The sequence below is a fragment of the Mesorhizobium sp. M2C.T.Ca.TU.002.02.1.1 genome, assembly GCF_003997225.1.
The window spans coordinates 1-11,381 of record NZ_RZTO01000104.1; the positions used below are offsets into that span (position 1 = coordinate 1).

The following is an 11,381-nucleotide window of genomic DNA, read 5'->3' on the forward strand; positions in this document are numbered from 1 at the left end:
CCGCCAACTACCGGCACTGGGACGAGGCCGTTCGCCTCTATGTCGACGACTGCCTGGAAGGCGCCGAAGGCCCACGAGAGAAGGATTTCAACATGCGTTGGATCGCCTCGCTTGTCGCCGAATGCTACCGCATACTGATGCGCGGCGGCGTGTTTCTGTATCCTGGCGACCAGCGCCGTGGTTACAGCCAGGGTCGGCTTCGGCTGGTCTATGAGGCCAATCCGATCGCCTATCTGATCGAACAGGCGGCCGGTGCCGCGACCGATGCGATCACCCGCATCCTGGAAATAGAACCCGAGAGCCTGCACCAGCGCGTGCCCGTGGTCTTCGGATCCGCGCGGGAAGTCGCGCGCATCGCCCGCTACCACACCGAACCCAGCGCCATCGGCGAGCGTGCGCCGCTGTTCAGCCGCCGCGGACTCTTCAGGGCCTGAGCGGATACCATGTCGGCGAAGCACCCCATCATCACCATCACCGGATCGTCGGGCGCGGGCACGACCTCGGTCAAGCGCATCTTCGAGCAGATCTTCCGGCGCGAGAACATCGAGGCTGCCTTCATCGAAGGCGATGCCTTCCATCGCTACGACCGCGCGGCGATGAAGGCGGAGGTCGCCAAGCAGGAAAAGGCGGGCAATCCGAACTTCACGCACTTCCATGCCGAGGCCAACGAGCTCGGGATCCTTGAAGGCGTCTTCGAGGAATATGGCCGCCGGGGAAGCGGAAGGACCCGCACCTACGTCCATGACGAGGACGAGGAGAAGCAGTACGGCACGCCGCCCGGCAATTTCACCGAATGGCGCGAATTCGCGCCGAGCGACCTGCTCTTCTACGAAGGCCTGCATGGCTGCGTCGTCACCGACAAGATCAACCTGGCCAGGCATGCGGACCTCAAGATCGGCGTGGTGCCGGTCATAAATCTCGAATGGATCCAGAAGATCCATCGCGACCGCGCCACGCGCGGCTATTCCACCGAGGCGGTGATGGATGTGATCCTGCGCCGGATGCCGGACTATGTCCGCTACATCGTCCCGCAATTCTCGCAGACCGCGATCAACTTCCAGCGCGTGCCGATCGTCGACACGTCGAACCCGTTCATCGCGCGCTGGATCCCGACCCCCGACGAATCGATGCTGGTCATCCGTTTCGCCAACCCCCGCGGCATCGATTTTCCTTACCTGCTTTCGATGATCCACGACTCCTTCATGTCGCGGCCGAATTCCATAGTGGTGCCGGGCAACAAGCTGGACCTTGCCATGCAGCTGATCCTGACGCCGCTCATCCTGCAATTGATCGAACGCAAGAAACGTGTGTCGTGAGGAGGATGCCATGACAAGCCTGGCAGCATTGAAGTCCGCCGCCGCCGTCTCCGAGCGCGACATGGCGAACGCCATCCGCGCCCTTGCCATGGACAGCGTGCAGAAGGCCAATTCCGGACATCCGGGCATGCCGATGGGTATGGCGGATGTCGCGACGGTATTGTTCGGCCGCGTCATCAAGATCGACCCGACGGCGCCGGACTGGCCCGATCGCGACCGCTTCGTGCTTTCGGCCGGGCATGGCTCGATGCTGCAATATGCGCTGCATCACCTGCTCGGCTACGAAGACATGCCGATCGAGGAATTGCAGCGCTTCCGCCAGCTGGGCAGCCGCACCGCCGGGCATCCCGAGCATGGCCACGCGCTCGGCATCGAGACGACGACCGGTCCGCTCGGGCAAGGCATCTCGACCGCTGTCGGCATGGCGCTGGCGGAGCGCATGCTTGCCGCCCGCCACGGCGCCGATCTCGTCGACCACCACACCTATGTGGTCGCCGGCGACGGCTGCCTGCAGGAAGGCATCAGCCACGAGGCGATCGACCTTGCGGGTCACCTGAAGCTTTCCCGCCTCATCGTGCTCTGGGACGACAACGCGATCTCCATCGACGGGCCGACCTCGCTGTCGACATCGATGGATCAGCCGGCCCGGTTCAAAGCCGCCGGATGGCGTGTGCAGTCGGTGGATGGCCACGACATGGAGGCCGTCGCCGCGGCGATCGAGGCCGCGCGGCGGTCGGATCGACCGTCGCTGATCGCCTGCCGCACAGTGATCGGCAAAGGCGCGCCCAATCTCGGCGGTTCGGAAAAGACGCATGGCGCGCCGCTGGGCGATGCGGAGATCGCCGCGACGCGCGAGAACATCGGCTGGGCCCACGCGCCGTTCGAGGTTCCGGATGAAATCCTTTCGGCCTGGCGCGAGATCGCCGAACGCGGCCGGGCGGCGCGGCGCGCCTGGGAGCGGCGGCTTGCCGCCTCGCCGGCGCGCGAGGATTTCGAGCGCGCGCTTTCGGGCAAGCTGCCCGATGCGGTCTTCGAAGCACTGGACGCATTCCGCAGGGAGCATGTCGAGAAGGCGACCAAGGTCGCAACGCGCAAGGCCTCCGAAATGGCGCTTGCCGCGATCAATGGCGCGACCGAGCTGACGGTCGGCGGCTCCGCCGATCTCACGCATTCGAACCTGACGATCACCAAGGGCATGGATCGCATAGCGCCTGACGACTACGCAGGCCGCTACATTCACTACGGCATCCGCGAGCATGGCATGGCCGCGGCCATGAACGGCATCGCGTTGCATGGCGGCTTCGTGCCCTATGGCGGCACCTTCCTCTGCTTCGCCGACTACGCTCGCGGCGCGATGCGGCTCTCGGCGCTGATGAACCAGCGCGTCGTCTATGTGATGACGCATGATTCCATCGGCCTCGGCGAGGACGGCCCGACACACCAGCCGATCGAGCACCTGGCGATGCTGCGGGCGACGCCGAACCTCAACGTTTTCCGCCCGGCCGACATCATCGAAACGGCGGAATGCTGGGAGTTGGCGCTGAGCAGCGAGACACGGCCTAGCGTGCTGGTGCTCTCGCGGCAGAACCTGCCGATGCTGCGCCAGGCACACGGCCACGAGAACCGGTCGGGCCGGGGTGCCTACGTCTTGCGCGAGCCGTCCACGCACCGCGCCGTGACGCTGATCGCCACCGGCTCGGAAGTCGAGATCGCCGTTGCCGCCGCCGAACGGCTGGTGGCCGAACACGGCGTCGCCGCGGCAATCGTCTCGATGCCGTGCTGGGAACTGTTCGAGGAACAGGACGCAGACTACCGCAAGTCCGTTCTCGGCTCGGCACCGCGCGTCGCCGTCGAGGCGGCCGCCCGTCTCGGCTGGGACCGCTGGATCGGCGACACGGGCGCCTTTGTCGGCATGACCGGCTTCGGCGCCAGCGCGCCGGCTCCGGACCTCTACAAGCATTTCGGCATCACGCCCGAAGCCGTCGCCGCGGCGGCGCTGAAGCTCATCATCTAGGAGGACCGACAATGGCCCGCATCACCCTTCGCCAGCTTCTCGACCATGCCGCCGAGCACGGTTACGGCGTGCCGGCATTCAACATCAACAACATGGAACAGGGCCTCGCCATCATGGAGGCGGCGGGCGCCTGCGACGCGCCGGTCATCATCCAGGCCTCGCGCGGCGCCCGCTCCTATGCCAACGACATCATGCTGGCCAGGATGATGGAGGCGCTGACCGAGATCCATCCGGCCATTCCGCTGTGCATCCACCAGGATCACGGCAACAACGAAGCCACTTGCCTTTCGGCGATCCGCCACGGCTTCACCTCGGTGATGATGGACGGGTCGTTGATGGCGGACGCCAAGACCCCGGCGAGCTACGACTACAACGTCGCCATCACCGAGCGCGTCGCGCGCATGGCGCATTGGGTCGGCGCTTCCGTCGAAGGCGAGCTCGGCGTGCTCGGCTCGCTGGAGACCGGCCAGGGCGAAGCCGAGGACGGTCACGGCGCCGAAGGCGCGCTAGCCCATGACCAGCTTTTGACCGACCCCGATCAGGCGGTCGACTTCGTGACCGCCACCCGCGTCGATGCGCTGGCGATCGCCTGCGGCACGTCCCACGGCGCCTACAAGTTCACGCGCAAGCCGGACGGCGACATCCTGGCCATGCAGGTGATCGAGGCGATCCACGAGAAGCTGCCGAACACGCATCTGGTCATGCACGGTTCGTCGTCCGTGCCGCAGGAACTGCAGGACATCATCAACGCATATGGCGGCGAGATGCCCCAGACCTTCGGCGTTCCGGTCGAGGAAATCGAGCGCGGCATCCGCCACGGCGTGCGCAAGGTCAACATCGACACCGATTGCCGCATGGCCATGGCCGGACAGTTCCGCCGCGTCGCGACGCAGGATCCGCGCGAATTCGATCCGCGCAAATTCCTGAAGCCCGCCATGGACGCCTTGCGCGACCTCTGCCGCGATCGCTTCGAACGCTTCGGCACCGCGGGCAACGCCTCGAAGATCAAGGTCATCGCCATGGACGAGATGGCCAAACGCTACGCCGCGGGAAAGCTCGACCCGCAGATCGCAACCGCGAAAGCCGCCTGAGCGGCGGTCCGCCAAAAAGGAAAGGACCAGCGTCATGTCCAACAAAAACGAAACCGTGACCGGCAAGGAACGCTACAGATCCGGCGTCATGGAATACAAGAAGATGGGCTATTGGGAGCCCGACTACGAGCCCAAGGACACCGACATCATCTCGGTGTTCAGGATCACGCCGCAGGACGGCGTCGACCCGATCGAGGCCGCCGCGGCGGTCGCCGGCGAATCCTCGACCGCAACCTGGACCGTTGTGTGGACCGACCGGCTGACGGCGTCAGAAAAATACCGCGCCAAGGCCTATCGGGTCGACCCGGTGCCGAACGCGCCCGGACAGTACTTCGCCTACATCGCCTATGACCTCGACCTGTTCGAGCCGGGCTCGATCGCCAATCTTTCGGCCTCGATCATAGGCAACGTCTTCGGCTTCAAGCCGTTGAAGGCACTGCGGCTGGAGGACATGCGTTTTCCCGTCGCCTATGTGAAGACCTTCCAGGGTCCGGCGACCGGCATCGTCGTCGAGCGCGAGCGCCTCGACAAGTTCGGTCGCCCGCTGCTCGGCGCCACCGTCAAGCCCAAGCTCGGGCTCTCGGGCCGCAACTACGGCCGCGTCGTCTACGAGGCGCTGAAGGGCGGGCTCGATTTCACCAAGGACGACGAGAACATCAACTCGCAGCCCTTCATGCATTGGCGCGAGCGTTTCCTCTACTGCATGGAGGCGGTCAACAAGGCGCAGGCCGAGACAGGCGAGATCAAGGGCACCTATCTCAACGTCACCGCGGCCACCATGGAGGACATGTACGAACGGGCCGACTTCGCCAGGGAACTCGGCTCCAACATCGTCATGATCGACCTCGTGATCGGCTACACGGCGATCCAGTCGATGGCCAAGTGGGCGCGCCGGAACGACATGATCCTGCACCTGCATCGCGCCGGACATTCGACCTACACGCGGCAGAAGTCGCACGGCGTATCCTTCCGCGTCATCGCCAAATGGATGCGGCTCGCCGGCGTCGATCACATCCATGCCGGCACCGTGGTCGGCAAGCTGGAAGGCGATCCGGCGACCACCAGGGGCTACTACGACATCTGCCGCGAGGACCATAACCCGATGAGGCTGGAGAACGGCATCTTCTTCGACCAGCACTGGGCCTCGCTCAACAAGCTGATGCCGGTGGCGTCCGGCGGCATCCATGCCGGCCAGATGCATCAGCTCATCGACCTGCTCGGCGAAGACGTCGTGCTGCAGTTCGGCGGCGGCACCATCGGCCATCCTATGGGCATCGCCGCCGGCGCCACGGCAAACCGCGTTGCCCTCGAATGCATGATCCTCGCCCGAAACGAGGGCCGTGACTATGTGCGGGAAGGACCGCAGATCCTGGAGAACGCGGCCAGGAATTGTCTGCCGCTGAAACAGGCGCTCGAGACCTGGAAGGACGTGACCTTCAACTATGCCTCGACCGACACGCCGGACTTCGTCCCGGTGGCTACGGCAGCCGAATAAGGAGAACAATCATGCGCATCACCCAAGGGGCCTTTTCCTTCCTGCCCGACCTGACCGACGACCAGATCCGCGCCCAGGTGCAGTATTGCATCGATAACAAATGGGCCGTCAGCCTCGAGGTCACCGACGACCCTCACCCGCGCAATGTCTATTGGGAGATGTGGGGCCACCCGATGTTCGACAATCCCGATGCGGCGGCGCTTATGATGGAGCTGAACGCATGCCGCAAGCTCTATGGTGACCGCTATATCCGGGTCGTCGCCTTCGATGCCTCGCATGGCTGGGAATCGGTGAAGCTTTCCTTCATCGCCAACCGCCCGGCCGAGGAACCCGGCTACCGGCTCGACCGGCAGGAGGCCGCTGGCCGCGTGATCCGCTACACCACCCGGCCCTACGCCGCCGACAAGCCGGCCGGAGCGAGGTACGGCTGAACGTCGCGACAGGAGGAAATGCCATGCCGGCGCCAGCCTTTGCCGAAACGGAAACGCCGCAAGCCACCGTCCCGGCGGCGATCGATCTGCGCGAGGAATTCGAAACCTCCGGCGTCAAGGACGTCCTGGCCGAACTCGACCGCGATCTGATCGGGCTCGCCCCGGTCAAGCGGCGCATCCGCGAGACGGCGGCCCTCCTGTTGGTCGAGAGGGCCCGCCGTCGCATGGGCCTCGCGCACGAAACTCCGACGCTGCATATGAGCTTCACCGGCAATCCCGGCACGGGCAAAACGACCGTCGCGCTGCGCATGGCCGACCTGCTGCATCGGCTCGGCTATATCCGCAAAGGCCATCTGGTCTCGGTGACGCGCGACGATCTTGTCGGCCAGTATATCGGCCACACCGCGCCCAAGACCAAGGAGATTCTCAAGAAGGCGATGGGCGGCGTGCTGTTCATCGACGAGGCCTATTATCTCTACCGGCCCGAGAACGAGCGCGATTACGGCCAGGAGGCGATCGAGATCCTGCTGCAGGTGATGGAGAACCAGCGCGACGACCTCGTGGTGATCCTCGCCGGCTATGCGCAGCGCATGGACCGCTTCTTCGAAAGCAATCCGGGATTCCGTTCACGCATAGCCCACCACATCGACTTTCCCGACTATTCCGACGACGAGCTTCTCAGGATCGCGGAACAAATGCTCGACCAGCAAAATTACCTGTTCGACACGAAGGCAACCGCCGCAATGGCCGACTACATCGCACGCCGCCGCGCGCAGCCGCACTTCGCCAATGCCCGCTCGATCCGCAACGCGCTCGACCGGGCAAGGCTGCGGCAGGCCAACCGCCTGTTCGAGAGCGCCAAGGGACCGCTCGACGCCAAGGCGCTGTCGACGATCTCCGCCGAGGACATCACCGCCAGCCGGGTCTTCGCGCTGAAGCCCGGGAAAGGAGCAAGCAAATGACCGCGAAGACCATCATCGCCCCTTCCGTCCTGTCGTCGGATTTCTCGCGGCTCGGCGACGAGGTCGAAGCGGTCGCACGCGCTGGCGCCGACTGGATCCATCTCGACGTGATGGACGGACATTTCGTGCCCAACATCACCTTCGGTCCGCCGGTGATCAAGGCGATCCGTAACCGGACCGCCAAGATCTTCGACTGTCATCTGATGATCGCGCCGGCCGATCCCTATCTCGCCGCCTTCGCCGACGCCGGTTGCGACGTCATCACGGTGCATGCCGAGGCCGGGCCGCACCTCGACCGTTCGCTGCAGGCCATCAGGAACCTCGGCAAGAAGGCCGGCGTGTCGCTCAATCCATCGACGCCGGAAAGCGTCATCGAATATGTCCTCGACCGGCTCGATCTGGTGCTTCTGATGACGGTCAATCCGGGTTTCGGCGGCCAGGCCTTCATTCCGGCTGTCATCGACAAGGTCAGGCGCGTCAAGGCGCTCGTCGGCCAGCGTCCGATCGACATCGAGATCGACGGCGGCGTCACGTCCGAGACGGCTCCCCTTGTCACCGCGGCCGGCGCCAATGTGCTCGTCGCCGGTTCCGCCGTCTTCAAGGGTGGCGCCGAGGCCGCCTATCGCGCCAATATAGGCGCGATCAGACAGGCGGCCGACGGGGCGGTCCGGCAAGCTGCGTGAACCTGCTTGGTTGGAGGACGACATGGCGGCAATCCCACCGGTCTGCGATTTCGGCTGGCAAGCCGTCGATGCCGTCTTGCCAGGCATCGACGGCAGATCGCATTCGATCCTCGGCCACGCCGGCCGCAACGGGCTGGTCGTCGCCTTCATCTGCAATCACTGCCCCTATGTGAAGGCGGTGATTTCGCGCGTCGTACGTGATGCTAATGACCTCAAGGCCGAAGGGATTGGCTTCGTCGCGATCAACGCCAACGACGCCGCCGCCTATCCGGACGATTCCTTCGACAAGATGAAACTCTTCGCCAGGACGAACGGCTTCACCTTCCCATACCTGCACGACGACTCGCAGGCGGCGGCGCGCGCCTATGGCGCCGTGTGCACCCCGGATTTCTTCGGCTTCAACAGCGAGCTGACGCTGCAATATCGCGGCCGGCTTGACGCATCGCGACGGGACGCCGGAGCGCCGGGGCTCAAGCGCGATCTTTATGACGCGATGAAGCAGGTCGCCCGAACCGGCAATGGGCCGCTCGACCAGATCGCTTCGATCGGCTGCTCGATCAAATGGAAGGAGGCCGCATGAAAGGCGCAAGCAAGCGGTTTCGGTTGCCGAAGGCGATCCTGTTCGATCTCGACGGCACGCTGATCGACTCGGCGCCCGACATCGCGGCGGCGGTCAACGAGCTGCTGGCGGGCCGCGATCTGCCGCCGCTCAAGGTGGACCAGATCAGGGCGATGATCGGTGGCGGCGTCATGAAACTGGTCGAGCGGGCTTTCGCAGCCTCGGGGTCGCCGCTTGCCGGCAGCGCCCTCGAGGAGGCCAACCGCGACATGGCGCCGATCTACCGCAGACATCTGACCGGCCTGACACGGCTGATGCCTGGCGTCAGGGAGACGCTGACGCATTTCCACCTGAACGGAACAGCCATGGGCGTCGTCACCAACAAGCCGCAATTGGCGACCCGCGAAATCCTGCTGCACTTCCACCTGACGGAATATCTCGGCGCGATCGTCGGCGGAGACGCGGTGACGAAACTGAAACCGGCGCCTGACGCCCTGCTTCTGGCGCTCGACCAGCTTCAGGCCGAACCGTACGAGGCGCTGATGGTTGGAGACAGCGTCAGCGATGTCGGCGCAGCGCGCGCGACCGGCATGCCGGTCGCTCTGCTGCGCGGCGGCTACACTCAGGTCCCCGTCGAGGAGCTTGGCGCGGACCTTGTCTGCGACAGCCTGCTCGATCTGCCTTCCGCGATGCAGAGGCTCCAGGCCGCTGCCTGACAGGCGGCGTCGAATAGGCAGGCAATCGCCGGCCGATCGAAAAGCGAACGACCGGCGAAGCCGTCACATCAAGAATTGCCCCTGCTTCGAGAACTGCCCTATTTCGAGAACTGCCCTATTTCGAGAACTGCTTGAGATAGGCGATGACGTTGGCCACGTCCTTGTCGTCCTTGAGGCCGACGAACGCCATCTTCGTGCCTTTCACCATGGCCTTCGGATCATGGAGATAGGTCGTCAGCGTCGCTTCGTCCCATTTGACGCCAGACTTTCCGGCCGCGACCATCGCCTGGGAATAGCTGAAACCGGGATGCGTTCCGGCCGTGCGGCCGATGACGCCATTCAACGACGGACCGACCTTGTTCTGGTCCTTGTCCGCGACGTGGCAGACCTTGCATTTGGTGAAGACCTTCTCACCTGCCGCCGCATCCTGCGCGTGGGATTGGTCCGTGATGAAAGTAACCAGGAAAGTGACGGCGAAAAACGCGATAGCGCGCATGGCAATTCCTCATTGATCGTCAAATGCCCGGTGCCTGAAAAAAAGCTAACTGGAGGACGGCGGAAGTCAATCATACGAAGGTCCAGACTCCGGCATCGACAGATGCCCGTCCTGTACTTTCGCCTTTGTTGACGGTCTTGGGGCGAGCGCGTAGCTTCGGATCGTTCTGGATTTCCAAGGGCACCTCGGGACGTCGGCCAGGCTGGCTGAGATTTGCCCAGGCAACGGGGTCGGCGGCATTTCGCCGGAGCGGGCATCTTCGCGCGCGAGAGGTGCTGAATGAGTATGGTCTACCTCATCTTGACGGTTTGCCTGAGTGCCAATCCCGGCGATTGCCGAGACGAGCACCTCTATTTTGAAAGCCGCGGCTCCCTGTTCCAATGCATGATGCTGGCGCCCAGCGAGATCGCGAAATGGTCGCAGGAGCATCCGGCCCTGAAGGTCAGGCGCTGGAAATGCGCTTTCCCGACGAAGGACCAGGCGATCTGACCGGCGCCCCTGGGTTGTTGCAGTCCCGGGAGGACGCGTCATGATTTCGCGGCGGGAAACGCTCCGTTTGGCGGCCCTTGGAACGGCGGTGCTTCTCGGCTCGCACCCCATTGCCGCCTCCGCCGCGTCCAAGGTCCGCATCGGCGTGCTGAAGTTCGGCACGGTGAGCTGGGAGCTTGATACGTTGAAGCACCACGGGTTCGACGCGGCCAACGGGATCGATCTGGACGTCATCTATTTCGCCGGGGAGGATGCGACCAATGTGGCGATGCTGGCGGACGCGATCGACATGATCGTGACCGATTGGCTGTGGGTCTCGCGCCAGCGCTCGGATGGCGGCGACGTCACATTGGCCCCCTATTCGACTTCCGTCGGGGCAATCATGGTGAAGGACGCATCGCCGATCCGCACGATCGCCGACCTCAAGGGAAAGAAGATCGGCGTCGCCGGCGGGGCGCTCGACAAGAGCTGGCTGCTGATACAGGCGCTGGCCAGGCGCGATCACGGCCTCGACCTGCCGTCGGTGAGCGATGTCGTCTTTGGCGCGCCGCCGCTGATTTCGCAAAAAGCCATTCAGGGCGAGCTCGATGCGGCGCTCAACTTCTGGCATTTCTGCGCCCGGCTCGAGGCCGATGGCTTTCGCCGGCTGATCGGCGCCGGCGACGCGCAGATGGCGCTAGGAGCATCGGGCCCGGTATCCGCGCTTGGCTATGTCTTCCACGACAAATGGGCGAACGACAATCCGCAAGCCGCCCGCAGTTTCCTCAAGGCTTCCGCGCAGGCCAAGGATCTGCTGGCAAGGTCCGATGAAGAATGGCTGCGCCTCGCGCCGGTCATCCGCGCGGAAGGCAGGGAGTTGGCCAAGCTGCGCGACCGCTACCGCGAAGGCATCCCCAGGCGCCCGGTCGCCGAGGAGGCGGCCGATGCCGGCAGGCTCTATCGGGTACTGGCTGGGATCGGCGGCGAAAAGCTGGTCGGCAGCGCGTCCGAGATGGCACCCGGCACATTCTGGCGGGAGCCGCCGCAATGACCACGAGAGACGGCGACGGACGCACACTTGGCGATATGGCCGGCATCTCCAGCCGTTCCGGCTCCACAGCAGGCCGAGTCCGAGCAAGGAGATCGTCAC

Annotated in this window: 13 protein-coding genes; 12 read left to right on the forward strand and 1 reads right to left on the reverse strand. The window is 64.6% G+C overall.

Features of this window, described 5'->3' with window-relative positions:
* From EOD07_RS08285 to gph, 10 genes are all read left to right on the forward strand, one after another.
* Nucleotides 1-434, forward strand: a 434-nt coding sequence (locus EOD07_RS08285) for a class 1 fructose-bisphosphatase (protein ID WP_164772127.1), incomplete at its 5' end; no start/stop codon positions are given.
* Nucleotides 435-443: 9 nt separating this feature from the next.
* Nucleotides 444-1,316, forward strand: a complete 873-nt coding sequence (locus EOD07_RS08290; protein WP_127234972.1) for a phosphoribulokinase — start codon at nt 444-446, stop codon at nt 1,314-1,316.
* A 10-nt stretch (nt 1,317-1,326) separates the two neighbouring features.
* Nucleotides 1,327-3,330: a transketolase gene (gene tkt / locus EOD07_RS08295; protein ID WP_127234975.1), complete on the forward strand. Its 2,004-nt coding sequence runs from the start codon at nt 1,327-1,329 to the stop codon at nt 3,328-3,330.
* Nucleotides 3,331-3,341: 11 nt separating this feature from the next.
* The gene (fba, locus tag EOD07_RS08300) at nt 3,342-4,421 is read left to right on the forward strand and encodes a class II fructose-bisphosphate aldolase (protein ID WP_040983858.1); all 1,080 of its coding nucleotides are present in this window, start codon (nt 3,342-3,344) and stop codon (nt 4,419-4,421) included.
* A 34-nt stretch (nt 4,422-4,455) separates the two neighbouring features.
* On the forward strand, nt 4,456-5,916 hold the full coding sequence (locus EOD07_RS08305; protein ID WP_127234978.1) for a form I ribulose bisphosphate carboxylase large subunit: 1,461 nt from the start codon (nt 4,456-4,458) through the stop codon (nt 5,914-5,916).
* Between the two features lie 11 nt (nt 5,917-5,927).
* Complete coding sequence (locus tag EOD07_RS08310; protein WP_127234980.1) at nt 5,928-6,347, forward strand: ribulose bisphosphate carboxylase small subunit; 420 nt, start codon at nt 5,928-5,930, stop codon at nt 6,345-6,347.
* A gap of 23 nt (nt 6,348-6,370) precedes the next feature.
* Complete coding sequence (cbbX, locus tag EOD07_RS08315; RefSeq protein WP_127234983.1) at nt 6,371-7,309, forward strand: CbbX protein; 939 nt, start codon at nt 6,371-6,373, stop codon at nt 7,307-7,309.
* Nucleotides 7,306-7,992, forward strand: a complete 687-nt coding sequence (rpe, locus tag EOD07_RS08320; RefSeq protein ID WP_127234986.1) for a ribulose-phosphate 3-epimerase — start codon at nt 7,306-7,308, stop codon at nt 7,990-7,992. Before cbbX ends, rpe begins: the two co-directional genes overlap by 4 nt.
* Before the next feature lie 22 nt (nt 7,993-8,014).
* Complete coding sequence (locus EOD07_RS08325; RefSeq protein WP_127234989.1) at nt 8,015-8,572, forward strand: thioredoxin family protein; 558 nt, start codon at nt 8,015-8,017, stop codon at nt 8,570-8,572.
* Entirely contained in the window at nt 8,569-9,267 is a 699-nt protein-coding gene (gph, locus tag EOD07_RS08330; protein ID WP_127234992.1) for a phosphoglycolate phosphatase, read from the forward strand. The genes EOD07_RS08325 and gph overlap by 4 nt, the downstream gene beginning before the upstream one ends.
* Before the next feature lie 115 nt (nt 9,268-9,382).
* Here the strand turns inward: gph and EOD07_RS08335 are convergent, their stop codons facing one another.
* The gene (locus tag EOD07_RS08335) at nt 9,383-9,763 is read right to left on the reverse strand and encodes a cytochrome c family protein (RefSeq protein WP_040983854.1); all 381 of its coding nucleotides are present in this window, start codon (nt 9,761-9,763) and stop codon (nt 9,383-9,385) included.
* Nucleotides 9,764-10,042: 279 nt separating this feature from the next.
* Here EOD07_RS08335 and EOD07_RS08340 point away from each other — a divergent pair, with 279 nt between their 5' ends.
* Nucleotides 10,043-10,252: a hypothetical protein gene (locus tag EOD07_RS08340; RefSeq protein WP_127234995.1), complete on the forward strand. Its 210-nt coding sequence runs from the start codon at nt 10,043-10,045 to the stop codon at nt 10,250-10,252.
* Between the two features lie 40 nt (nt 10,253-10,292).
* The gene (locus EOD07_RS08345; RefSeq protein ID WP_127234998.1) at nt 10,293-11,282 is read left to right on the forward strand and encodes an ABC transporter substrate-binding protein; all 990 of its coding nucleotides are present in this window, start codon (nt 10,293-10,295) and stop codon (nt 11,280-11,282) included.
* The last annotated feature ends 99 nt before the right edge of the window (nt 11,283-11,381 follow it).

Bases quoted from the DNA above. Each gene is read 5' to 3' on its own strand.
- EOD07_RS08290 (WP_127234972.1), top strand. From the start codon at position 444: ATGTCGGCGAAGCACCCCATCATCACCATCACCGGATCGTCGGGCGCG.
- tkt (WP_127234975.1), top strand. From the start codon at position 1,327: ATGACAAGCCTGGCAGCATTGAAGTCCGCCGCCGCCGTCTCCGAGCGC.
- fba (WP_040983858.1), top strand. From the start codon at position 3,342: ATGGCCCGCATCACCCTTCGCCAGCTTCTCGACCATGCCGCCGAGCAC.
- EOD07_RS08305 (WP_127234978.1), top strand. From the start codon at position 4,456: ATGTCCAACAAAAACGAAACCGTGACCGGCAAGGAACGCTACAGATCC.
- EOD07_RS08310 (WP_127234980.1), top strand. From the start codon at position 5,928: ATGCGCATCACCCAAGGGGCCTTTTCCTTCCTGCCCGACCTGACCGAC.
- cbbX (WP_127234983.1), top strand. From the start codon at position 6,371: ATGCCGGCGCCAGCCTTTGCCGAAACGGAAACGCCGCAAGCCACCGTC.
- rpe (WP_127234986.1), top strand. From the start codon at position 7,306: ATGACCGCGAAGACCATCATCGCCCCTTCCGTCCTGTCGTCGGATTTC.
- EOD07_RS08325 (WP_127234989.1), top strand. From the start codon at position 8,015: ATGGCGGCAATCCCACCGGTCTGCGATTTCGGCTGGCAAGCCGTCGAT.
- gph (WP_127234992.1), top strand. From the start codon at position 8,569: ATGAAAGGCGCAAGCAAGCGGTTTCGGTTGCCGAAGGCGATCCTGTTC.
- EOD07_RS08335 (WP_040983854.1), bottom strand. From the start codon at position 9,763: ATGCGCGCTATCGCGTTTTTCGCCGTCACTTTCCTGGTTACTTTCATC.
- EOD07_RS08340 (WP_127234995.1), top strand. From the start codon at position 10,043: ATGAGTATGGTCTACCTCATCTTGACGGTTTGCCTGAGTGCCAATCCC.
- EOD07_RS08345 (WP_127234998.1), top strand. From the start codon at position 10,293: ATGATTTCGCGGCGGGAAACGCTCCGTTTGGCGGCCCTTGGAACGGCG.